This is a genomic window from Methylotenera sp. (assembly GCF_029946165.1).
Classification (GTDB): domain Bacteria; phylum Pseudomonadota; class Gammaproteobacteria; order Burkholderiales; family Methylophilaceae; genus Methylotenera.
In genome coordinates this window covers 92,696-114,413 of sequence record NZ_JAQSDZ010000011.1, presented here as the reverse complement: position 1 = coordinate 114,413, position 21,718 = coordinate 92,696, and the positions used below count along the sequence as shown (strand labels likewise).

Below are 21,718 nucleotides of genomic sequence, written 5' to 3'. Positions count from 1 at the left end.
ATTATCATGGTGAGAATAGGTATTGTAGCTGGAGAAGCTTCAGGTGATTTGCTTGGCAGCCATCTTATGCAAGCATTAAAGTTAAAACGTTCAGACATTGAATTTGTAGGCATAGCAGGACCAAAAATGATGGGTGAGGGCGCTCAATCGCTCTTTCCTATCGAACGACTATCCGTGCGTGGTTATGTGGAGGTCATTAAGCATCTTTGGGGACTACTTAGATTACGTCGTCAATTACTGAATCATCTGCTCGCTAATCGCATTGATTTATTCATAGGGATTGACGCACCCGACTTTAACTTTTGGCTTGAAAAGAAATTAAAGAATAAAGGTATTACCGCTATTCATTATGTAAGTCCATCCGTGTGGGCTTGGCGTAAAAATAGAATTAAGAAAATTAAACATGCTGTGTCACATATCTTGGCACTCTTTCCATTTGAACCTGCGTTATATCAGCATGCTGGTATACCTGTTACTTATGTTGGCCACCCGTTAGCCGATATATTACCGATGGAACCAGATACTGCCGCTGCACGTGAAGTCTTAAAGTTAAAGCCTTCAGCCTTGGTTGTTGCGATGTTACCTGGTAGCCGCCAAAGTGAGGTGCAGCAACATGCAGAATTGTTTGTTAAGACGGCAAAACTCATCTACGCAGATTTCCCTAATGCCATATTTCTAGTGCCACTCATTACGCGAGAAACTAGACAGATTTTTGAGTTAGCCATATTTCATGAAAATGAAAGCCTACCCATACAAATACTATTCGGTCATGCGCATGATGCTATGGAAGCCGCAGATGTTGTAATTGTCGCTTCAGGCACAGCGACGCTAGAGGCGGCTCTGTTAAAAAAACCAATGGTGATTACTTACCGAATGTCTAAGCTTAGCTGGCAAATTCTTAAGCGCATGCGTTTACAACCTTATGTAGGTTTGCCGAATGTATTAGCTGAGAAATTTGTAGTGCCAGAATTGTTACAAGACGAATCTACGCCTGAAAAACTTGCAGCAGTCACGATGAAATTATTAAGTGATGCTGATAACATTGCAGAGATTAAAGCTGAGTTCACAAAAATTCATCACAGTTTAAAACAAAACACGGCGGAAAAAGCGGCAAATGCTATTCTAGCCTATTTCCCTTAAATGTTAACTACACAATTAATTTGTGGAGCAGATGAGGCGGGGCGAGGCCCTTTAGCTGGTGCAGTTTATGCCGCAGCCGTTATCTTAAATCCTAACCGCCCAATCATTGGACTGGCTGACTCTAAAAAACTCTCTGAAAAAAAACGAGATTTACTTAGCGTTGAAATCAAGCAACACGCGCTGGCTTGGGCAATAGCCAGTTGCAGCGCGCAAGAAATTGATGAAATTAATATCCTACAAGCTAGCTTATTAGCGATGAAACGCGCCATTGAGGCTATGCAAGCACAGTTTGGCATCACCCCTGATTTAGTACAAGTTGACGGTAATAAATGTCCAAAAATCAGCCTGCCATGCGAAGCTATAGTGAAAGGCGATAGCAAAGTACAGGCTATTTCAGCTGCGTCAATACTTGCAAAAGTGGCACGAGATGCTGAGTTATATGGACTAGATAAAATCTATCCGCAATACGGTTTTGCAAAGCATAAAGGCTACCCAACGGCATTTCATTTGGAAATGTTGGATGCACACGGGATTACGCCAGTACACAGACTTAGCTATGCCCCTGTACGGCGCTTAAGCCAATAATAAAAATACCGTTGGTCGTTTATGCAAATCTGGCAAGGGTGATTTTTTCCAGCTAGCTATCGATTTCGTCACTATCATCTCGGTTTCTAAACTAATATCACACGCTACACAAAGCCTTGTGTTTGGCTGGCAGACACTAAGTATAGCCTCAAGCATGTGCTGGTTGCGATAGGGTGTTTCTATAAATAATTGTGTTTCTTTATGTGACAGTGAGCGCTTTTCAATTTCTTTTAATTTTTGGTTACGCTGAGTTTTGTCTACAGGTAAGTAACCTAAAAACGCAAACTGCTGACCATTAAGACCTGAAGCCATCATGCTTAATAAAATTGAGCTTGGTCCCACAAATGGTACAACGCGTATACCTTTTTGATGGGCTAATTCCACCAATTTTGCGCCTGGATCTGCTACGCCTGGGCAGCCCGCATCGCTCATTAAGCCTACATCTTTACCGGCTAATAATGGTTTTAATAAATCGGGTAAGTTTTTGTCTTCAGTATGCTCATTGAGCAGATTTAACTTGAGCTCACGTACTGGTTTAACCGTTTTAATGGTACTTAAAAAATGCCGTGCAGATTTTTCACTTTCCACAACAAAAGTATCTAATTGTTGAGCAATGCTAATAACATCGGGCGGCAATACTTTAGAGATATTGTCTTCCCCGAGTGTGACTGGGATTAAGTAGAGTGTTCCTAGTTTTAGCATGTTATTGGTTTCACAGTGATTCTTTGGGTTAGTGTTGCTTCTATGATTTAACTCCCTCCCGCCTATATCGGGGAAGGAAGTTTTACTTTGTAGATTAATTTAGTATTTAACAACCGCTTTATAGCTCAAGGTCACATTGCTTTCAGCAGGAATTTCAACTTTCCAAACCGCTAATTGGCTATTTACCTTTTTGTGCGGCTGACTTTCAGAAGTAATGCTCCAGTCACCAGAAATAGGTTCTTGCACAATAACCGTCATTTTTTCTTTCTTCGCATTTTTTAATACAATTTCATAAGTGCTTTCATAGGCATTATGTCCTTTTTGTGGATTAGGTAGCACTTTGAAGTTCGTTTGTTTTTTATCGGCAGTCACGTCAAAAGACTCACCTAATTTTAAGCGTACGACTTCATTTTTAGAGGTGTGGTCAATGCTATCTTCACCTATGAATTGGGCATTGCCTGAGTTATCTTTTTTATAAACACGCAATATGCCTTTGGGCAATGGCATTCCTAGCTTAGATGCTTCTTTATTTTCAAACTCAACAAATACGCCGACTTTCATTTTAGTACCAAGGTCGCCATAACGACTTTGATAGTAGTAATCTGCACCCCGTAAGACTAATTCTTTACGCGCTGGAACATTCGAAGCAGAGAGTAGGGCGACTTGCTTGGTTTGATTCTCAGCAATGGTGGTTGGACGATCTAAGGTATAGAGGTGATATTCGAGTAAGGACTCTTCAGCCATCGGTGCTGCAGCTTCATCCATCCTCACATCGCCACGCATCGATTTAGCCATAGGGAATATTTGTTGAGGTTGGATTCTGTTTACATCGCCAGCCACTAATTGCAATTTAGCATTTTTGTAACTTGCACCACTTGTGTTGGTGAGCGTCACCCAGCCAGATAAATCAATACTGTCTTCTTTCGGACTTAACTCTGCAACATAATCGGCCTTCCAGCCAAGCCCGCCAGTTAGATAACTTAACTCAACTGTTTGGTCAGTTGCCCCTTTATTACTGATTTGCGTGACTAGCGTTGGTCTATCACGTAAGTTTTCGGGAACGTCATCATAAACAATTCTTCCAGGAATGCCCGTTTCAATACGATTGCCAATTTGCAGCACTATGCCGTTGTTGGCAGAAAGCACGGTGGCTTTCTCCGTAGTTTCCACACCTGTCGTTGGGTGAGTTTTCACTACGCTCACAGATTTACCTACATACTTCTCAAGTAGTTTTTGCGGTGTTAATAAATCAAAATCAAAGTTTTGCTCAAGCAAAGTCAGGCTGCCAGGGACGTTGATGCTGCGTAATAGCGCTGTTTCTGGGCGGATTTGTGCACTTACATCTCGCAATGCTAAGGCATTTAAGCCCGTTTTGAGCTTAACTTGTCGCGTGTCTTTGACCAATGCTAAATCACCGTTGTAGATGGTGACAGCTACATTTTTCTGGTCGTTTAAGGTGCTACGTGTTTCATCTAACTCCGTAGCAAAAGCAACAGTATAAATTGTAGATAACGTAGCTAGCAGTGTAAGCTTGTACTTGATTGGGTGGCGTTTAAGCGACATGTTTCAATCTCCAAAATCAGTTAAATAATAAGCGTGAACTTAATGTTCAAGGCTATAAGTCATACAACGCGGCAAGTAACAAAAGGGCTTAAATTACTTATAAAACCGAAATATTTTCATTTTCTAACATATTAATCAACTTGATGAGAGGTAAGCCTATTAACGCATTCGGATCTTCACCTATCATGCGTTCCATCAGTGCAATGCCCAAGCCCTCAGATTTTGCACTACCCGCACATTGGTAGGGTTGTTCCTTGTTTAGGTAGTTTTCGATTTGCTCATCACTTAATTGCCTGAAACGCACTATGTAAGGCACAACTTCAGCTTGCATGTTATCTGTAGCTGCATTGTATAAGCAAAGTGCACTGTGAAAAGTGACTTCGCGCCCACGCATGGATTTTAACTGTTTAGTGGCATTGACATGATTCAGAGGTTTGCCAAGTTGCTCGCCATCCAACGTAGCAACTTGATCGCAACCAATCACTAAAGCATGAGGATATTCAGCTCCAATTTTTCTAGCCTTATCTTGCGCTAATCTTAACGCTGTTTCATATGGCTTTTCGTTTTCCAATGGTGTTTCATCCACACGTGGTGAAATGCTACTAAATGGAATTTGTAGCTTTTGCAGAAGCTCGCGTCTGAACTCCGAAGAGGAAGCTAATATCAGTGCTTGTTTCAAAGTTTTTTTCATAGCATATTCGTGTTAAATGATCTTTATGGATGATTGACTCGGGTTTAAGTAACGAGAAAAATAAAAAGCCGACAGAGTTACGCTGTCGGCTTTAGTTTAAATATTAAAGCATTTATTCAGGCTGAATTTCAAGCAATGACTCATCAGGCGTTACTGTATCGCCTTTTACCACATGTACTGCAACCACTATACCAGTAGCGGCAGCTTGAATTTCATTCTCCATTTTCATGGCTTCAATCACCAATACGCCGTCACCTGCTTTGACTTTATCGCCAGCTTTAACCTTAACAGCAACTACTGTGCCTGGCATAGAAGTAGTGACATGACCCGCATGAGAAGGGCGTGGACGACCACTTTTTGCTGTGTCAGAAGTCGTTTTTTTCTTGCCATTACCATTGTTAATGCCACTGGAAACTTCAATCTCACTCAAGGTTTCAACAATGACTTCTTCGGCAATCCCATCAATAGAAACATAAAATGGACGTTTTTCTTCACCCGCATGACCACTGCCTGTGAGGTTTATATGGAAGGTTTCACCATGCAGCGTGACTTTAAATTCACTTGGTGCAAAGCGAGATGCCGAAGCATTTACTGCATCTTTATCAAGCAAGGCTTCCGGTTCTAGCGAGCCAGCCATACGTTCTTGCAAGAATGTTTTGCCGATATCTGGGAACATTGCGAATGTGAGCACGTCCTCTTCAGACTGTGCAAAACGTTCAGATTCACTGGTGAGTTTCGCCATTTCAGGTGTTAACAAATCAGCAGGTCTACAGGTAATCGGCTGCGCATCGCCAATGGCCAATTTTTTAACTTCTTCATTCACAGCACTTGGCGCTTTACCGTATTGCCCTAAGAAGTAATTTTTAATTTCATTGGTAATGGATTTGTAACGTTGTCCCGTCATTACGTTAAGTACCGCTTGCGTACCTACAATTTGTGAAGTTGGCGTTACTAATGGAATGTAGCCAAGGTCTTTACGTACTAATGGAATTTCGGCCAATACAGCATCCATGCGGTCTAGCGCACCTTGCTCTTTTAATTGATTGCTCAAGTTTGAAATCATGCCGCCTGGCACTTGATTCAATAGTACGCGGGTATCCACGCCTGAGAATTCACTTTCAAACTGCCAGTATTTCTTACGTACTTCACGGAAATAAGCCGTGACTTCTTGCACTGCGGCAATATCCAAACCAGTATCAAACTCAGTGCCTTGCAAAGCTGCAATCATGCTTTCTGTTGTTGGGTGGCTAGCACCTTCTGAAAATGCTGCACTACAGGTGTCCATCATGACAGCACCATTTTCGAGTGCACGTAGCATATTCATGCTCGCTAAGCCGCTTGTTGAATGGCTATGGATGTGAATCGGTAAATTTACATTCGCACGCAGCGCTTTTACCAAATCAACAGTGGCTTGTGGCGTAAGTAGTCCAGCCATATCTTTAATGGCAATGGTATCTGAGCCCATCGCTTCAAGTTCTTGAGCAATACCGACAAAATGTGCCACATCATGCACAGGGCTTGTTGTGTAGCTAATAGTACCTTCAGCATGTTTACCTGCTTTTTTAACAGCTTGTATAGATACAGCTAAATTACGTGTGTCGTTAAGTGCATCAAAAACGCGGAATACATCAACCCCGTTATCAGCAGATTTCTGTACGAAAGCTTGTACTACATCATCAGAATAATGGCGATAACCAAGCAAATTTTGACCACGCAAAAGCATTTGAATGCGCGAGTTTGGCAGTGCTTTACGTAGTTTTTGTAAGCGCTCCCAAGGATCTTCTTTTAAATAACGTACGCAGGCATCAAAAGTAGCGCCGCCCCATGCCTCTAGCGACCAAAAGCCAATCGCATCTAACTTACTGCAAATGGGCAACATATCTTCTGTGCGCATGCGCGTTGCAATGTGGCATTGATGCCCATCGCGTAAAACAAGCTCGGTGACGTATACTTTTGGTGTTTGGCTCATATTTAACTCTTTACTTTAATTAATACGTTTAACTATATGTTTTTATGATTGTATTTTTATGAAACATTCCTGTTTTATAAATAATTAGGAATCAATCAACTAAATACCTTCATGCGCAGCGATTGCGGCTGAAATTGCTGCAGCAATCATCTCAGGTGGAATTTCATTCTTGTAATTTGTGAGTTCTGGGTGTGACTCAACAAAGCTAGTATTAAAGTTAGCATCCCTAAAATCTTGATGCTTTAAAATCTCTTGATAATATGGAATCGTCGTTTTTACACCGTAAATCAACATATCATCCAGCGCACGACGGCCGCGTTCAATGACGCTCTCCCAGTCTAGCGCCCAAACAGTAAGCTTGGCGCACATGGAATCATAATAGGGCGGAATAATATAACCGCTATATATTGCAGCATCCATACGCACACCAGGCCCACCGGGTGCATAGTAGCGTGTAATTTTACCAAAGCTAGGCAGGAAGTCATTTTTAGGATCTTCTGCGTTGATGCGGAACTCCATCGCATAACCTCTAAATTGCACTTCTTTTTGCTCGTATTGAAGTGGCAGGCCGAAAGCAACACGAATTTGCTCTTGTACAATATCAATACCAGTAATGGTTTCAGTCACAGTATGCTCAACTTGCAAGCGCGTGTTCATTTCCATGAAATAGAAGGTGTTATCCGAGTCTAATAAAAACTCCACCGTTCCTGCATTTTCATAGCCAACAGCTTTAGCCGCTTTAACTGCCAAGCCGCCGATATATTCACGTTGCGCTTGAGTGAGTTGTGGTGAAGGTGCAATTTCAATTAGCTTTTGATTGCGACGCTGAATTGAACAGTCACGCTCGAACAAGTGAATCACGTTACCTTGTGAGTCAGCTAAAATTTGTACTTCAATATGGCGTGGTGAAACAACACATTTTTCTAAAAATACTTCAGGCTTACCAAAAGCCTTGCTTGCCTCTGAAATCACGCGGTCATAATTACCTAATAATTCTTTTTCACTATCGCAGCGACGAATACCGCGCCCACCGCCACCGTTAGTGGCTTTTAGCATCACTGGGTAGCCAATTTTTGCTGCTAAAGCTACCGCTTCATTTAAGTCTTTTAAATTGCCATCACTACCTGGAGTGCAGGGAATGCCAGCGCCTGTCATGGCATTTCTAGCTTGGATTTTATCGCCCATTTGGCGAATGACTGCGGCATTTGGCCCAATAAATTTAATGCCACGGCGCGCGCATATTTCTGCCAATTCTGGATTTTCTGATAAAAATCCATAACCAGGATGTAGCGCATCACAGCCGGAAGCTACTGCAAGATTAACAATATTATGCGCGTTCAGATAGCCTGCAACTGGATCTGCACCTATGTTATAGGCCTCGTCTGCCTTTTTAACATGCAAAGCTTGGCGATCTGCATCCGCATAAATCGCGACAGACTTAATGCCCATTTCTGAGCAAGCGCGTACAATACGCACTGCGATTTCACCACGGTTAGCTACAAGAATTTTTTTGAACACGTTACAGCCCTTAAATTTGATACTCAAACCCAGCAATTGTAACATGTGTATCGTTAGAGCTAAATCCCCAACACTAAATTTTGAGTACTATAAATTTTGAGCACCAATAATTTGAGCACCAGTAAAATGAGTAAGAATATATTATTAATAGACAACATTGCTTTTTCTAAAAAAAATGAACGTATAGAAGGTGAGTTATCTCTTCCAGACTTTCCTAGGTTAGAGGAGTTAATGCATTCTTCAAACTTAACAAACCCTACAAAAATAAACTACACAGGGTTGATTAGCTACGTACTGCAAGGCAAGACTGACGCAGTTGGTCAACATATTTTGCAATTAACGGTAGCTTGCAGTCTGACTACAGCATGTCAGCGTTGCTTAAATGCAATGCCGCTTAATCTAAGTTTAAATTTTAATTATTTAATCGGCGAAGTGAGTGATACGGATGTGGAAGCGGTTGATATTGATAATAGTGATGATTACGACTTGCAGCAGGCGAATAAAGCGATGGATTTAATCGCGTTGATTGAAGATGAAATCATCATGGCAATGCCAATTGCGCCCATGCATGAAGAGGGCTGTACCGAGCTAACAACGCAAAGTGGTGAGAAACCAAATCCATTTGCTGTGCTTAAGGGCTTAATTAAGCCCTAAGGCTGCATATAAACACATATTAAAAGCTGACAAAAGCTAGGTTTTATATTATAGTAGCGGGCTTGAAGTTTTACGTAATCTTAAATTAGTGATGTAAAGTAATTATTCGTGCATCAGTTTGTATGTAATTGAGATGATGTTTTAATCATTTTATTGGAGTTTTATTATGGCAGTTCAGCAAAACAAAAAGTCACCATCTAAACGCGGTATGCACCGTTCACATGACTTTCTAACTAACCCAGCATTAGCAGTAGAGCCTACAACAGGTGAAGCTCATTTACGTCATCACATCAGCCCAAACGGCTACTATCGTGGTCGTAAAGTTATGCCATCAAAAGGCGAATAATTACACTATTTGATTTTTGTTTAGTCTCGATTTAGATTAAATAAAAGATAAATTTGTTAAATAGTGCATTAATATCATTGACGCCGCTCCAGAACTGGTGCGGCGTTGGTGTATGTGTGGCGCAAATGAATTTTAATTCAATGTATAACGCATTTATTCTCTTATAAACTGAGTAAAGCTATGGATATAACTGTCGCAATTGACGCAATGGGTGGGGATCACGGCCCGCACGTAACCATTCCTGCAGCGCTTAAAGCGCTTAAAGATGATGATCAGCTAAATATCGTATTAGTTGGTTTGCAAGATGCTATTGAAGCTGAGTTGAAGGCACGTAAAGCAACAACAAATTCACGTTTACGTATTCATCATGCTAGCGAAGTCATTTCAATGGATGAGCAGCCGCAGAGCGCTCTAAAAAATAAAAAAGACTCTTCTATGCGAGTTGCCATTAATCTAGTTAAAAGTGGCGAAGCCTCAGCTTGCGTAAGCGCCGGCAATACTGGCGCATTAATGGCAACGGCACGTTTTGTGTTAAAAACCTTACCCGGGATTGATAGGCCTGCGATTGCAGGTATATTCCCTAGTCAAAAAGGTAAAACGTATATACTGGATTTAGGCGCAAATGCCGATTGCACGCCTGAACAATTGCTACAATTTGCTGTCATGGGAAGTATGTTGGTTTCATGTGTGGAGCATAAAGATAAACCTACAGTAGGCTTGTTAAATATTGGCTCAGAAGATATCAAAGGTAATGAAGTTGTCAAGCAAACGGGTGAGTTACTGCGCAAAAGTCACCTTAATTTTTACGGCAACGTTGAAGGTAACGATATTTTCAAAGGCACGACTGATGTAGTTGTTTGTGATGGCTTTGTCGGTAATATCACGTTAAAAGCTGCCGAAGGCTTGGCGCAAATGATGGGACGCTTTCTTTCTCAAGAGTTTAAACGTAACTGGCTAACTAAGTTAATGGGTTTGGTTGCAATGCCCGTATTAAAAGCTTTTAAGAATCGCATGGATCCGCGCAATTATAACGGCGCAAGTTTTTTAGGTTTACGTGGTATTGTGGTGAAAAGTCACGGTGGTGCAGATAGCATTGCATTTTTAAATGCTATTCATACTGCCGTTGAGGAGTCTCGTAGTGGCGTTCTTAAGCGCATTACAGAACAATTAGAAATAGAGCATATACAATCACAGCAGATTGCTATGGCTAATACAAACAGCTCGGATAACGAACAATGAATTCCAGAATTGCAGGAACAGGGAGCTATCTCCCCGAAAAAATACTCACAAATGCTGATTTAGAAAGCATGGTTGATACTACTGACGAGTGGATTTTCTCACGTACAGGTATCCGTGAGCGCCATATTGTGGCTGATGATGAAGCTACAAGTGATTTAGCATTGCATGCTTCACTTAATGCGATTGAGGCGGCAGGTATTCAGGTTAACGATATTGATTTGATTATCGTCGCAACCACAACGCCAGATAAGATTTTCCCTAGTACTGCTGTCATATTGCAAAGAAAACTTGGCATTGCGGGTTGCCCTGCATTTGACATTCAAGCTGTTTGCAGTGGGTTTGTTTATGCAATCGCAACAGCTGATAACTTTATAAAATCTGGTGCGGCTAAATGCGCTTTAGTCATTGGCGCTGAATCATTCTCACGGATTGTTGACTGGACAAATCGCGGTAATTGCATTTTGTGGGGTGATGGCGCTGGTGCTGTGATTCTGCAAGCAAGCGACGAACAGGGTATTATTTCTACGCATTTGCATGCAGATGGAAGTTATGAAAAAATGTTGCACGTGCCTCGTAGCGAGGACCCGAATGGTCGCGATACCGTTGTGATGGAAGGCAATGGCGTGTTTAAAGTTGCAGTCAATACTTTAGATGCCATTGTGGATGAAACGCTAGAAGCAAATGGCATGCAAAAATCTGATATTGATTGGTTAGTGCCGCATCAAGCAAACATTCGCATTTTGCAAGCGACTGCCAAAAAACTAGATATGAGCATGGATAATGTAGTCGTTACCGTGGATAAACATGGCAATACCTCGGCTGCCTCTATACCATTAGCTTTAGACACAGCTGTTCGTGATGGCCGTATTAAACGCGGCGAAATAATCTTGATGGAAGCTTTTGGCGGCGGTTTTACTTGGGGTTCAGCATTAATTAAGTATTAACTTAATGTCATAAGCAATATTGACTCAAGTCATCACTATACAATTAACGATATAAATAATTAGCAATAAAAATCTATGAATAAATTTGCATTTCTATTTCCTGGCCAAGGTTCTCAATCAGTTGGTATGATGAATGGTTTTGGCGAATCAGCCATTATCCGCGAAACCTTTACTGAAGCTTCTGATATTCTAGGTCTTGATTTCTGGGCTATGGCTACGGAACCGAATGAAGCCATCAACGAAACGACTAATACCCAACCTATCATGTTGATTGCTGGAGTTGCCACATGGCGCGCTTGGCAAGCTTCTACCGACAAACTTCCAACTGTTTTGGCTGGTCATAGCCTTGGTGAGTTCACAGCTTTGGTAGCTTCTGGCGCAATATCATTTACTGATGCGCTTCCTTTAGTTCGTTATCGTGCCGAGGTGATGCAAAGCGCAGTTCCAGCTGGGGTTGGTGCAATGGCGGCAATACTAGGTTTAGATGATAATATTGTGCGTGAAGTGTGCGCAGAAGCCGCACAAAATGAAGTGCTTGAAGCGGTAAACTTTAACTCACCTGGTCAGGTAGTGATTGCAGGCAATAAAGCAGCTGTAGAGCGTGGCATGGAGTTAGCAAAAGCGAAGGGCGCTAAACGCGCTTTACCATTGCCAGTCAGCGTGCCATCTCATTGTGCGCTAATGAAGCCAGCCGCAGTAAAATTTTCAGAATACTTGAAAAATGTAACGGTCAATGTGCCACAAATCTCGGTAATCCAAAATGCAGACGTTACCGCCTATCAAGAAGCTGAAAAAATAAAAGATGCGTTAGTGCGTCAGTTATACAGTCCAGTGCGCTGGGTCGAAACAGTGCAAGCTATTCATGCGCAAGGTGTTACCCAAGCTGCTGAGTGTGGTCCAGGCAAAGTATTGGCAGGTTTAACCAAGCGTATCGTAGCCGAACTGCCATGCGTAGCACTGACCAATAATGAAGCTTTAAAAGAGTTTCAAAGCCAACTTTAAGATAGATTGATTTCAGAATAATATAATTTATACAAGGGGTTAACATGTTAACTGGACAAATTGCTTTAGTTACGGGCGCAAGTCGTGGCATTGGTGCTGCTATAGCACAGGCACTTGGCGAACAGGGTGCGATTGTTATTGGAACCGCAACTTCAGAAAATGGTGCAACTTCCATCAGCAATACTTTTACTAGCGCCAATATCAAAGGCGAAGGCATGGCGCTCAATGTGAATGATGCTGAACAGGTAGCTGCTACCTTAAAAACTATTAGTGAAAAATATGGCGATGTAAGCATTTTAGTGAATAATGCTGGTATTACTCGTGATACGCTATTAATGCGCATGAAAGATGAAGATTGGGATGACGTTATTAGCACTAACCTAACTTCAGTTTTCCGCATGAGCCAAGCTGTATTGCGCCCAATGATGAAGGCGCGTACTGGAAGGATTATCAGTATTTCGTCTGTAGTAGGTCATATGGGTAACGCTGGCCAAACGAATTACGCAGCTGCAAAAGCGGGTATGACGGGCTTTACCAAGTCTTTGGCCGCAGAAGTTGGTAGCCGAGGTATTACGGTAAACTGTGTAGCACCAGGCTTTATTGATACTGACATGACGGCTGAATTACCTGAAGAAGCGACTGCTAAAATGCTTGCACGTATTCCAGCAGGGCGACTAGGTAATGTTAAAGAGATTGCCGCTACCGTAGCATTTCTTGCTTCACCAAATGCAGCTTATATTACTGGTGAAACAATTCATGTGAATGGTGGCATGTTAATGGTGTAAAAGTTTTTTTATATTCTGCTCGAGTTTTGGTAGAATATTGTCTTAGCTGTACTATATTTCTATATATAGATTCTATATATAGCTATTTTTTAATTAAAGGGGTATTTAGATGTCTGACATCGAACAACGTGTTAAAAAAATTGTTACTGAGCAACTTGGTGCAAATGAAGCTGATGTAAAAAACTCATCATCATTTGTTGATGATTTAGGTGCAGATTCGCTCGATACCGTTGAGCTTGTAATGGCACTAGAAGAAGAGTTTGACTGTGAAATTCCTGATGAAGAAGCAGAAAAAATCACTACAGTTCAACTAGCTATTGATTACATCAATACGAACTTAAAATAAATTCCCATAGACGTTATGCCCACTGCTACTAGTGGCTAACGCCTTGCAATTGCTGCAAAACCCAGAAACCACTTTACAATTAATTGTAAAATGATTTCTGGGTTAATCATTTTTAAGAGACTTTTCTAATGTCTATTGTTACAAATAAACGTCGCGTCGTTGTCACTGGTCTTGGTGTGGTTTCACCTGTGGGTATTGGTGTTAAAACTGCTTGGGATAACATTACTGCTGGTAAATCTGGCATTACTCAAATTACCAAATTTGATGCTAGCGCTTTTTCTTCAACCATAGCTGGTGAAGTTAAAAACTTTAACGCTGAGGACTTCATCTCTGCGAAAGACGCTAGACGCATGGATACATTCATTCAATTCGGCTTAGCCGCTGGCATTGAGGCATTTAAAGATTCAGGTCTTGAAGTGACAGAAGAAAACGCTGAGCGTATCGGCGTTTCTATTGGCTCTGGCATTGGTGGTATGCAGTTTATTGAAGATACAGACATCCTTTATCAAGAATCAGGCCCACGCAAAATCTCACCATTCTTTATTCCTGGCACCATTATTAACATGATTTCAGGTAATTTATCGATTATGTTTGGCTTAAAAGGGCCTAATGTTGCTATTGTCACTGCTTGTACCACCGGTACGCACTCAATTGGCGATGCATCCCGCATGATTGAGTATGGTGATGCTGACGTCATGATTGCTGGCGGTGCAGAAGCCGCTATTACACGTTTAAGTGTTGGTGGCTTTGCAGCTTCACGTGCTTTATCTACGCGCAATGACGATCCTGCAACAGCTAGTCGTCCTTGGGATAAAGACCGTGACGGCTTTGTTATCGGTGAGGGTGCGGGAGTATTAGTGCTTGAAGAATATGAACATGCTAAAGCACGTGGCGCTAGAATCTATGCTGAACTAAGTGGTTATGGTATGAGTGCTGACGCTTATCATATGACTGCACCCAACATGGATGGGCCACGCAGATCTATGCGTAATGCGATGAATAATGCTGGTATTGACCCTAGTGAAGTTCAATTTATTAATGCCCATGGCACTTCTACTCCCTTGGGCGATTCTAACGAAACTAATGCGATTAAAGCAGCATTTGGTGACCACTCAAGCAATCTAGTTGTCAACTCAACTAAATCAATGACGGGTCATTTGCTTGGTGGTGCAGGGGGGTTAGAGTCAGTATTTACCGTACTTTCAATCTACAACCAAGTATCTCCGCCCACTATCAATATCTTTAATCAAGATCCAGAATGTGACTTAGATTATTGCGCCAATACCGCACGCGATATGAAAATCACTTATGCATTAAAGAACAATTTTGGCTTTGGCGGTACAAATGGTAGCTTGGTATTTAAAAAGATATAACTACAGCTTTTAAGCATTTCGATATTTTCGAAAAATGAATGAGCCTGCGACACTAGTTTCGCAGGCTTTTTTATATTTAACAGGTCTTCGGTGAGAGAGCTTCTGCTATGTAAATAGCGGCTGCTATGGTTTAATTACAGCTTATGAATCAGAAAAATATTTATTTGATTAATGGTGATTTTACACAAACAATTTCGCCATTAGATCGCGGTTTTGCATATGGCGATGGCATATTTCGCACTATGTTAATGCGTAACGGTCAACCAGATAATTGGCCGCTACATTATCAAAAACTTGTGGCCGATTGCGCTGTGATTGGTATCGTTTGCCCAAGTGCAGATTTACTAATAAGCGATATGCAACAGTTATTCTCGGTGACTGATCAGCCAGAGGTAGCAAAAATCATCATCACCAGAGGCGAGGGCGCGCGTGGCTATGCTCCGCCTGCAATTACCAATCCAACTCGCGTTATCATTAAATCGGCCATGCCTAAATATAGACCGGATATTTTCATAAAAGGTGTGGATCTGCATGAATGTGAAATTCGCTTACCTGAACAAAAGAAGCTTGCTGGCATTAAACATCTTAATCGATTAGAGAATGTTTTAGCGCGTATGGAATGGAATGATGAAAACTTATTCGACGGCCTAATGTTAGACCTACAAAGCAATGTTATTGAATGTACGATGAGTAATGTTTTTGCACGTTTCGATGATATCTTAATCACGCCTGACCTAAGCGATTGTGGAGTTGCTGGAATCACGCGGCAACGTATTATTTGGCTTGCTAGCATGCTTAATTTAAAGATTGAAATTAAACCATTATCCTTTACTAAAATGGCTTTAGCGGATGAAGTTATTATTTGCAATAGCTTATACGGTGCCTTATCAGTAAAAAAAATAGGTCATAAAAAATTCCCAGTACAGAATTTAGCCAAAAATATTAGAGATGCATTGAAAGCATGATTAAAAGAATAAAGAAGTGGCTATTTTTGAGTTTTTTGGTTACTTTCGGATTAGCTGGCTGGCTGGCATATTATGCAGCTTCATCACTAAAGTTACAGCCAAGCAGTCAAGAAATTACTATTCAACCCAAAAGCGGCTTAAGAAGTATCGCGAATCAGCTAGTTCAACAAGGTGTATTAAAGGAGCCTTGGCGATTTATTATCATTGCCAAGGTTTTACATAAAGAATCATATCTGCAAGCGGGTGACTACACTTTAAACAGAAACATTACGCCATATCAGTTATTGCTTTCCTTAAATCATGGTAAGACAACTCAAGGCAGCGTGACGTTTATTGAGGGGCGCACATTTTCGCAAATGCGAAATAAACTTGAGAAAAATGATGCTGTAAAACAAACTGTTAGCATACTCTCTGAATCTGAAATATTAAGAAAAATTGGATCTGAATATTCCGTGGCTGAAGGTTTATTCTTTCCAGACACCTATTATTTTGATCGCAACACGGCTGATATCGTGATACTGCAACGCAGTTATGATGCTATGAAAACCAAGCTGGATGACGCATGGAATAAGCGTGATAATGGCCTGCCATATAAAAATAGCTATCAAGCTTTGATTATGGCCTCTATTGTTGAAAAAGAAACGGGCAAGGCTTCTGAGCGACCAATGATTGCAGGGGTATTTATCAATAGAATGCGCATAGGTATGCGTCTACAAACTGACCCGACGGTGATCTATGGCATGCGTGCCCAATATAACGGCAACATTCGTAAGAAAGATTTAATAGCCGACACGCCTTATAATACTTACACGCGAAACGGCTTGCCTCCAACGCCCATAGCAATGCCCGGCATAGCTTCTATTGAAGCAGCTTTGCATCCAGCGAGTACTAAAGCCTTGTATTTTGTAGGTAAAGGCGATGGTAGCCATGCATTTTCAAGCAGCTTAGAAGAACATAACCGAGCCGTTGTGAAGTATCAATTAAAAAAATAACCATTACTTATGACCAATCAACAAACTAATGCTAAATTTATAACTCTAGAAGGCATGGATGGCGCAGGTAAAAGCACTCATATCGCCAGTATTATTGCTGCACTGCAAGGTCGTGGGCATGAAGTTGTGTCTACTAGAGAACCAGGCGGAACCGCTTTAGGTGAACGACTACGTGAGCTTTTACTGCATGAAAATATGCATGTTGAAACAGAAACTTTATTAATGTTTGCTGCCAGAAGTGAACATATAGCATGTGTGATTAAGCCTGCGCTTGCGCGAGGTATATATGTGCTTTCTGACCGATTTACCGATGCCACGTATGCTTACCAATGTGGTGCAAAAGGAATTGAAGCCAGTAAGGTGCAACAGTTAGAACAATGGGTGCAAGGAGATTTACAGCCTGATGTAACAATTCTGTTTGATGTACCTGTTGAAGTGAGCATACAAAGGCTAGCTAATGCACGCGAGCCAGATAAATTTGAGCGTGAAAATGCAGATTTCTTCACACGTATTAGAAATGCTTATTTACAGCGAGCTAAAGAAAACCCAGCTAGATTTAGAGTGGTTGATGCAAATAGGCCTTTAGATTTAGTTAAACAATCAGTTGAAGATATTATCTCAACACTATGATTAATCTATGTATTAATGGCTGGTAACATGAGAATTTATCCGTGGCAATCTAAGGTTTGGCAACTTGTTAACCAAGAAGACAAACGAAGAGCGCATGCCATGTTATTACATGGTCGAGCTGGTACTGGTAAATATGATTTTGCCCTTGAGTTCAGCCGGTCGCTTTTATGTGCACATCAAGATAGCTCAGGTCACGCTTGCGGAAATTGCTCCAGTTGTAATTGGTTTAAGGAAGAGAGTCATCCAGATTTTCGTCTGTTGAGTCCAGAGCAAGAGTCTGATGCGGACGAAGAGGGCGCAACAAAAAAAACTAAGAAAAAAACACAAATTTCTGTCGCGCAGATTCGTGATTTAAGTGACTTTTTAAGCATGTCTAGCCACCGTAGTGATGGGGCGCGTATTGTGCTTATTCACCCCGCAGAGGCGCTCAACTTAGCTTCTGCTAATGCATTACTTAAAATGCTTGAAGAGCCTGCAGAAGGCGTTATTTTTATTTTGGTGGCACATCAACTGCAACGTTTATTACCCACTATTATTAGTCGTTGTCAAAAAATAAACATGCCCATTCCTACTGATGCACAGGCATTAGCATGGCTTAGAGAGCAAGGTGTGCAAAATGCTAAAGAGCAGCTTGCATACTTAGATGGTTCGCCAATTAAGGTATTTAATGAGCAGATGCAATTCTCACAACTAACTGAAATATGGCGACTATTAGCCCTTGGTAGCAAATTACAACCACATGTTGCCGCACCTAAACTAATCGCTAATTCAGTAGAAGCTGGCATCGTTGCTTTGCAAAAATGGATATATGATATTGTTGCAATGCGGTTATCAGGCCAAGTGCGTTACCATGCTATGCATAGCAAAGCTTTGCAAGCGTTAGCAGACAAGGTAAACTTGAGCAGCTTATTTCAGCTACAAAAAAAAATAGAAGCGTTGCGTAAATTAGCCCTGCATCCTTTAAACCATGAATTGCAGATGGAAAGTTTACTTCTTGAGTACACTCGAATTTTTAGCTAAATTTTCATTTAAGCTTAATAACATGACATTTGTCACCAGTATTTAAATTTATAAAGATCAATATATGGCTGAAGAATTAGCAGAAAATACTATTAACCCTCCAAAACCAGGGGTTTTATCCCTCGCCATTAAAGAAAAGGTTGCGCTATATTCGGCATATATGCCCTATGTTAAAGGTGGCGGTTTATTTATTCCCACTAACAAACCTTTTAAAATTGGTGAAGAAGTTTTTATGCTATTAAGCTTGATTGATGACCCAATGAAACTAAAAGTTGTAGGTCACGTGGTATGGGTAACTCCAGCTACTCAAGCTGGCAGACCACAAGGGGTTGGTGTGCAATTTAGCGAAAAAGATGGCGGCATTGAAGCTAAAAATAAGATTGAAGGGCTGCTCGGAAGCGCTTTAAAATCATCCCGTGCTACGCATACAATGTAATTAAATGTTATGAGTAATTTGTGTCTTAATTCCTGAAGTAATCTTAAAAACTAAACATGCTCGTTGACTCTCACTGCCACCTTAACTTTCCGGAACTCTTTGAAAACTTGCCTGCTATCAAGCAAGCCATGCAAGATAATAAAGTAGGGCATGCATTATGCATATCCGTCACGCTGCCAGACTTCCCACAAGTACTCGCCTTAGCTGAAACTAATGATAATTTCTATGCCTCCGTAGGTGTACATCCTGATTACGAAGATATCGACGAACCTAGCGTTGACGAACTTTTGAGGCTCGCAGACCATCCGAAAATTATTGCTATAGGCGAAACTGGTCTGGATTACTTTAGATTAACAGGGGATTTAGAATGGCAGCGCACACGTTTTCGTACGCATATTCGTGCGGCTATTGCTTGTGGCAAGCCCTTAGTCATCCATACCCGTAGTTCAGCTGAAGACACTTTACGTATTATGCGTGAGGAAAATGCCCAACAAGTGGGCGGGGTAATGCACTGTTTTACTGAAAACCTAGATGTGGCACGCCAAGCCATTGAATTGGGCTTTTACATTTCATTTTCAGGCATTGTGACTTTTAAAAACGCGCTCACGATTAAAGAAGTTGCAATGCAAGTTCCCTTAGATAAAATGTTAGTAGAAACAGATTCCCCATACTTAGCTCCTATGCCATATCGTGGCAAAACTAATCAGCCAAGTTACGTAAAACATGTGGCAGAAGAGATTGCTCGCTTGCGCGGCATTACTTTGGAAGAAGTTTCAGAAGCAACCACTAATAACTTCTTCCGTTTATTTAGGCATGCTGTAGCCAACTAGCTATGCGTAACTTTCTATGCAGTTAACAATGTTAGGAGTAGGTTCAAGCGCTGGAACGCCTATGATAGGTTGCAAATGTGCTGCATGCGCCTCAACCGACCTGCGCAACAATCGCACACGCTGCTCCAGCATTATTCATTTGAATAACGGTAAATCCGTGATAATCGATACAGGGCCTGATTTACGTCAGCAAGCACTTAGAGAAGGGTTAACGAGCATTGATGCCGTACTATATACGCATACCCATGCTGACCACCTGCATGGTATTGATGATTTGCGCGCGTTTTGTCAAATTCAGCGTAAGCAAATCCCTCTGTATGGTAGCCAAGAGGCTATGCAACATATCGCCGATAAATTCGGCTATACCTTGCGTGAACCCAGTAATTTTTGGGATTTACCCGTATTAAAAACGCATGTAATCAACGCACCATTTCAGCTTTTCGAGCAGACCGTTACACCAATTCCACTCAAGCACGGAAACAGTGATATTTATGGCTATAGAATTGGTGACATTGCCTATCTGACGGACGTTTCGAGTATTCCTGAAACTTCGCTGACGTTATTACAAGGTTTAAAAGTTCTTTTATTAGATTGTCTAAGATATACAACGCACTATACACACATTAATCTGGAACAAAGTTTGCACTACGCCAGTCTGATTCAAGCTGAATCTACCTATTTAATTCATATGACGCATGAGCTTGAATACAGTGCTTTAAGCGAGCAATTGCCAAAAAATGTGTTTGTTGGTTACGATGGATTAAAAGTATTTGCTGCTTGAGTCAGCGAAAGTCTTTATCGCACGTTAAACATTAATGTTCAATTAGTGCGTAAAAATGCTATAAGTGAGATAATTAAAAGTCGTTTAGGAGATTTAATCAATGCAATTCACCATCAATAAAACTGTAAAAGTATTACTATCTGCTGCAATGTTAGTTGCAGTAAGTTTCAGTCAAGTTAATGCAGCATCTGCTGGCAAAACATATACCGAAGATCAATTTCTTAATTCATTCAGCGGTAAAACAAAAAAGGTGATTTCTGAAAAGTTAGGTGCGCCGTTTAAAAAAGAACTATCAGTTAAACCAGCTGGGGCTTCAGGTTTTCTAGGCAAAGTAGGTGCTGATGACAAAGGGTCAAAACGTGTTAACGTAGAGATGTGGTACTACAAAAACATAGTAAAATATGATCCAAAACATACTTACAAAGAAACAGAAATTACTTTCGTAAATGACAAGGTCATGAATATTGCTTTTTTTAATAATAGATAACAGCAAGTAAATATATAAATTATTGCCTAGGGTTATTTTTAAATAAAGCCGAGATAATTCTCGGCTTTATTCGTTTTTAATTATGGTTTTTCGCGTAAGCCGTGCCAGTCTTTTTTTTGCATACATAGCAATAAGCCTCTAGTCACCTTTTTGCTTTGTATACCGGGCTCATGAGCCTCCCCTAGTGAGTTGACGCATTCTTGGATTGAGCTCTTTAGATTATCAGGGCTACCGCCTAACTTCCACCACGAACTTATTTGGAACATGTCCATAGGGTCAGTGAGTTTCTTTTGTGAAAAGGATTTCTCTGTAGAGGTCGTTTTAGTTGCAACCACAGGTTTTCCTATTTGCCGATTATCAGCATTTTCAGTTGCTTCTATTACAGGGTCAGGCTCATTTTGCATTGAAGCTATAGTTTCTTCGCCGTCTAAGTTTTGAATAGTCCACCCGTTATCAGCCATACATTTTGCAATAGCCTCTTTTGTAGAGTCTTTCGCTGTACAATTTTTTTTCATGGCGGCTAAATCACTGGCTGTAGCGCCTCTTTTATAGGCAATCTCGCTACAAGCACTCAGTAGTAACGCGGTCAGTAGAACACTCGTCTGAATCCATCTGCTTGCCTCATTATGTTTCATCTCTGCTAAACCCTCACTGATAAACAATTTGAACAACTTTAATTGTTTGCAAAGTTAGCACATTTTTCCAAGAAACACTTAGTTT

At 41.1% G+C, this 21,718-nt stretch carries 24 protein-coding genes; 18 read left to right on the top strand and 6 right to left on the bottom strand.

Annotated features, from left to right (window positions below):
- The first annotated feature begins 6 nt into the window (after window positions 1-6).
- Together lpxB and rnhB are read left to right on the top strand one after the other, a co-directional pair.
- Window positions 7-1,140: a lipid-A-disaccharide synthase gene (gene lpxB, locus PSV17_RS08075; RefSeq protein WP_300481375.1), complete on the top strand. Its 1,134-nt coding sequence runs from the start codon at window positions 7-9 to the stop codon at window positions 1,138-1,140.
- Window positions 1,141-1,725, top strand: a complete 585-nt coding sequence (gene rnhB, locus PSV17_RS08070; protein WP_300481373.1) for a ribonuclease HII — start codon at window positions 1,141-1,143, stop codon at window positions 1,723-1,725. It begins immediately after the preceding gene.
- Here rnhB and PSV17_RS08065 read toward each other — a convergent pair.
- The 5 genes from PSV17_RS08065 to PSV17_RS08045 form a co-directional block, all read right to left on the bottom strand.
- Window positions 1,714-2,427 (bottom strand): SAM-dependent methyltransferase, encoded by a 714-nt coding sequence (locus PSV17_RS08065; RefSeq protein WP_300481372.1) that lies wholly within the window; start codon window positions 2,425-2,427, stop codon window positions 1,714-1,716. The genes rnhB and PSV17_RS08065 overlap by 12 nt on opposite strands.
- 99 nt (window positions 2,428-2,526) lie before the next feature.
- Window positions 2,527-3,990, bottom strand: a complete 1,464-nt coding sequence (locus PSV17_RS08060) for a DUF4139 domain-containing protein (protein ID WP_300481371.1) — start codon at window positions 3,988-3,990, stop codon at window positions 2,527-2,529.
- 97 nt (window positions 3,991-4,087) lie between these two features.
- Window positions 4,088-4,669: a Maf family nucleotide pyrophosphatase gene (locus PSV17_RS08055; protein ID WP_300481539.1), complete on the bottom strand. Its 582-nt coding sequence runs from the start codon at window positions 4,667-4,669 to the stop codon at window positions 4,088-4,090.
- Between the two features lie 124 nt (window positions 4,670-4,793).
- Window positions 4,794-6,650 carry a sodium-extruding oxaloacetate decarboxylase subunit alpha gene (gene oadA / locus PSV17_RS08050; RefSeq protein ID WP_300481370.1) on the bottom strand — a complete coding sequence of 619 codons (1,857 nt, stop codon included), beginning with the start codon at window positions 6,648-6,650 and terminating at the stop codon, window positions 4,794-4,796.
- Window positions 6,651-6,749: 99 nt separating this feature from the next.
- Window positions 6,750-8,168, bottom strand: coding sequence for an acetyl-CoA carboxylase biotin carboxylase subunit (locus PSV17_RS08045; RefSeq protein WP_300481368.1), 1,419 nt, complete (start codon window positions 8,166-8,168; stop codon window positions 6,750-6,752).
- A 126-nt stretch (window positions 8,169-8,294) separates the two neighbouring features.
- On the opposite strand from PSV17_RS08045, the gene PSV17_RS08040 reads away from it, so the two are divergent.
- The 16 genes from PSV17_RS08040 (at window position 8,295) to PSV17_RS07965 (ending at window position 20,998) form a co-directional block, all read left to right on the top strand.
- Window positions 8,295-8,822, top strand: a complete 528-nt coding sequence (locus tag PSV17_RS08040; RefSeq protein WP_300481366.1) for a YceD family protein — start codon at window positions 8,295-8,297, stop codon at window positions 8,820-8,822.
- A 166-nt stretch (window positions 8,823-8,988) separates the two neighbouring features.
- Window positions 8,989-9,168, top strand: coding sequence for a 50S ribosomal protein L32 (gene rpmF / locus PSV17_RS08035; RefSeq protein ID WP_013148030.1), 180 nt, complete (start codon window positions 8,989-8,991; stop codon window positions 9,166-9,168).
- 180 nt (window positions 9,169-9,348) lie between these two features.
- Window positions 9,349-10,407 carry a phosphate acyltransferase PlsX gene (plsX, locus tag PSV17_RS08030; RefSeq protein WP_300481365.1) on the top strand — a complete coding sequence of 353 codons (1,059 nt, stop codon included), beginning with the start codon at window positions 9,349-9,351 and terminating at the stop codon, window positions 10,405-10,407.
- Complete coding sequence (locus tag PSV17_RS08025) at window positions 10,404-11,351, top strand: beta-ketoacyl-ACP synthase III (RefSeq protein ID WP_300481363.1); 948 nt, start codon at window positions 10,404-10,406, stop codon at window positions 11,349-11,351. Before plsX ends, PSV17_RS08025 begins: the two co-directional genes overlap by 4 nt.
- A 75-nt stretch (window positions 11,352-11,426) precedes the next feature.
- Window positions 11,427-12,353 carry an ACP S-malonyltransferase gene (gene fabD, locus PSV17_RS08020; RefSeq protein WP_300481362.1) on the top strand — a complete coding sequence of 309 codons (927 nt, stop codon included), beginning with the start codon at window positions 11,427-11,429 and terminating at the stop codon, window positions 12,351-12,353.
- Between the two features lie 44 nt (window positions 12,354-12,397).
- Window positions 12,398-13,138 carry a 3-oxoacyl-ACP reductase FabG gene (gene fabG / locus PSV17_RS08015; RefSeq protein ID WP_300481360.1) on the top strand — a complete coding sequence of 247 codons (741 nt, stop codon included), beginning with the start codon at window positions 12,398-12,400 and terminating at the stop codon, window positions 13,136-13,138.
- Between the two features lie 109 nt (window positions 13,139-13,247).
- Complete coding sequence (acpP, locus tag PSV17_RS08010) at window positions 13,248-13,484, top strand: acyl carrier protein (protein WP_013148035.1); 237 nt, start codon at window positions 13,248-13,250, stop codon at window positions 13,482-13,484.
- Window positions 13,485-13,612: 128 nt separating this feature from the next.
- Entirely contained in the window at window positions 13,613-14,857 is a 1,245-nt protein-coding gene (fabF, locus tag PSV17_RS08005; protein WP_300481358.1) for a beta-ketoacyl-ACP synthase II, read from the top strand.
- A gap of 143 nt (window positions 14,858-15,000) precedes the next feature.
- Complete coding sequence (gene pabC, locus PSV17_RS08000; RefSeq protein ID WP_300481357.1) at window positions 15,001-15,822, top strand: aminodeoxychorismate lyase; 822 nt, start codon at window positions 15,001-15,003, stop codon at window positions 15,820-15,822.
- On the top strand, window positions 15,819-16,814 hold the full coding sequence (gene mltG / locus PSV17_RS07995) for an endolytic transglycosylase MltG (protein WP_300481355.1): 996 nt from the start codon (window positions 15,819-15,821) through the stop codon (window positions 16,812-16,814). The genes pabC and mltG overlap by 4 nt, the downstream gene beginning before the upstream one ends.
- A 9-nt stretch (window positions 16,815-16,823) precedes the next feature.
- A complete protein-coding gene (tmk, locus tag PSV17_RS07990; protein ID WP_300481353.1) occupies window positions 16,824-17,444 on the top strand; it encodes a dTMP kinase in 621 nt (206 codons plus the stop codon).
- A 27-nt stretch (window positions 17,445-17,471) separates the two neighbouring features.
- Window positions 17,472-18,464, top strand: coding sequence for a DNA polymerase III subunit delta' (gene holB / locus PSV17_RS07985; protein ID WP_300481350.1), 993 nt, complete (start codon window positions 17,472-17,474; stop codon window positions 18,462-18,464).
- 64 nt (window positions 18,465-18,528) lie between these two features.
- Window positions 18,529-18,900, top strand: coding sequence for a PilZ domain-containing protein (locus tag PSV17_RS07980; RefSeq protein WP_300481347.1), 372 nt, complete (start codon window positions 18,529-18,531; stop codon window positions 18,898-18,900).
- Between the two features lie 56 nt (window positions 18,901-18,956).
- On the top strand, window positions 18,957-19,730 hold the full coding sequence (locus PSV17_RS07975; protein WP_300481346.1) for a TatD family hydrolase: 774 nt from the start codon (window positions 18,957-18,959) through the stop codon (window positions 19,728-19,730).
- 16 nt (window positions 19,731-19,746) lie between these two features.
- The gene (locus PSV17_RS07970) at window positions 19,747-20,511 is read left to right on the top strand and encodes an MBL fold metallo-hydrolase (RefSeq protein WP_300481345.1); all 765 of its coding nucleotides are present in this window, start codon (window positions 19,747-19,749) and stop codon (window positions 20,509-20,511) included.
- A gap of 100 nt (window positions 20,512-20,611) precedes the next feature.
- Entirely contained in the window at window positions 20,612-20,998 is a 387-nt protein-coding gene (locus PSV17_RS07965; RefSeq protein WP_300481342.1) for a hypothetical protein, read from the top strand.
- Between the two features lie 80 nt (window positions 20,999-21,078).
- Here the strand turns inward: PSV17_RS07965 and PSV17_RS07960 are convergent, their stop codons facing one another.
- Entirely contained in the window at window positions 21,079-21,633 is a 555-nt protein-coding gene (locus tag PSV17_RS07960; protein ID WP_300481341.1) for a hypothetical protein, read from the bottom strand.
- Window positions 21,634-21,718: the final 85 nt, after the last annotated feature.

Excerpts from the sequence above, each read along its gene's own strand:
- lpxB (WP_300481375.1), top strand. The coding sequence starts at position 7 with ATGGTGAGAATAGGTATTGTAGCTGGAGAAGCTTCAGGTGATTTGCTT.
- rnhB (WP_300481373.1), top strand. The coding sequence starts at position 1,141 with ATGTTAACTACACAATTAATTTGTGGAGCAGATGAGGCGGGGCGAGGC.
- PSV17_RS08065 (WP_300481372.1), bottom strand. The coding sequence starts at position 2,427 with ATGCTAAAACTAGGAACACTCTACTTAATCCCAGTCACACTCGGGGAA.
- PSV17_RS08060 (WP_300481371.1), bottom strand. The coding sequence starts at position 3,990 with ATGTCGCTTAAACGCCACCCAATCAAGTACAAGCTTACACTGCTAGCT.
- oadA (WP_300481370.1), bottom strand. The coding sequence starts at position 6,650 with ATGAGCCAAACACCAAAAGTATACGTCACCGAGCTTGTTTTACGCGAT.
- PSV17_RS08040 (WP_300481366.1), top strand. The coding sequence starts at position 8,295 with ATGAGTAAGAATATATTATTAATAGACAACATTGCTTTTTCTAAAAAA.
- rpmF (WP_013148030.1), top strand. The coding sequence starts at position 8,989 with ATGGCAGTTCAGCAAAACAAAAAGTCACCATCTAAACGCGGTATGCAC.
- plsX (WP_300481365.1), top strand. The coding sequence starts at position 9,349 with ATGGATATAACTGTCGCAATTGACGCAATGGGTGGGGATCACGGCCCG.
- PSV17_RS08025 (WP_300481363.1), top strand. The coding sequence starts at position 10,404 with ATGAATTCCAGAATTGCAGGAACAGGGAGCTATCTCCCCGAAAAAATA.
- fabD (WP_300481362.1), top strand. The coding sequence starts at position 11,427 with ATGAATAAATTTGCATTTCTATTTCCTGGCCAAGGTTCTCAATCAGTT.
- fabG (WP_300481360.1), top strand. The coding sequence starts at position 12,398 with ATGTTAACTGGACAAATTGCTTTAGTTACGGGCGCAAGTCGTGGCATT.
- acpP (WP_013148035.1), top strand. The coding sequence starts at position 13,248 with ATGTCTGACATCGAACAACGTGTTAAAAAAATTGTTACTGAGCAACTT.
- fabF (WP_300481358.1), top strand. The coding sequence starts at position 13,613 with ATGTCTATTGTTACAAATAAACGTCGCGTCGTTGTCACTGGTCTTGGT.
- pabC (WP_300481357.1), top strand. The coding sequence starts at position 15,001 with ATGAATCAGAAAAATATTTATTTGATTAATGGTGATTTTACACAAACA.
- mltG (WP_300481355.1), top strand. The coding sequence starts at position 15,819 with ATGATTAAAAGAATAAAGAAGTGGCTATTTTTGAGTTTTTTGGTTACT.
- tmk (WP_300481353.1), top strand. The coding sequence starts at position 16,824 with ATGACCAATCAACAAACTAATGCTAAATTTATAACTCTAGAAGGCATG.
- holB (WP_300481350.1), top strand. The coding sequence starts at position 17,472 with ATGAGAATTTATCCGTGGCAATCTAAGGTTTGGCAACTTGTTAACCAA.
- PSV17_RS07980 (WP_300481347.1), top strand. The coding sequence starts at position 18,529 with ATGGCTGAAGAATTAGCAGAAAATACTATTAACCCTCCAAAACCAGGG.
- PSV17_RS07975 (WP_300481346.1), top strand. The coding sequence starts at position 18,957 with ATGCTCGTTGACTCTCACTGCCACCTTAACTTTCCGGAACTCTTTGAA.
- PSV17_RS07970 (WP_300481345.1), top strand. The coding sequence starts at position 19,747 with ATGCAGTTAACAATGTTAGGAGTAGGTTCAAGCGCTGGAACGCCTATG.
- PSV17_RS07965 (WP_300481342.1), top strand. The coding sequence starts at position 20,612 with ATGCAATTCACCATCAATAAAACTGTAAAAGTATTACTATCTGCTGCA.
- PSV17_RS07960 (WP_300481341.1), bottom strand. The coding sequence starts at position 21,633 with ATGAAACATAATGAGGCAAGCAGATGGATTCAGACGAGTGTTCTACTG.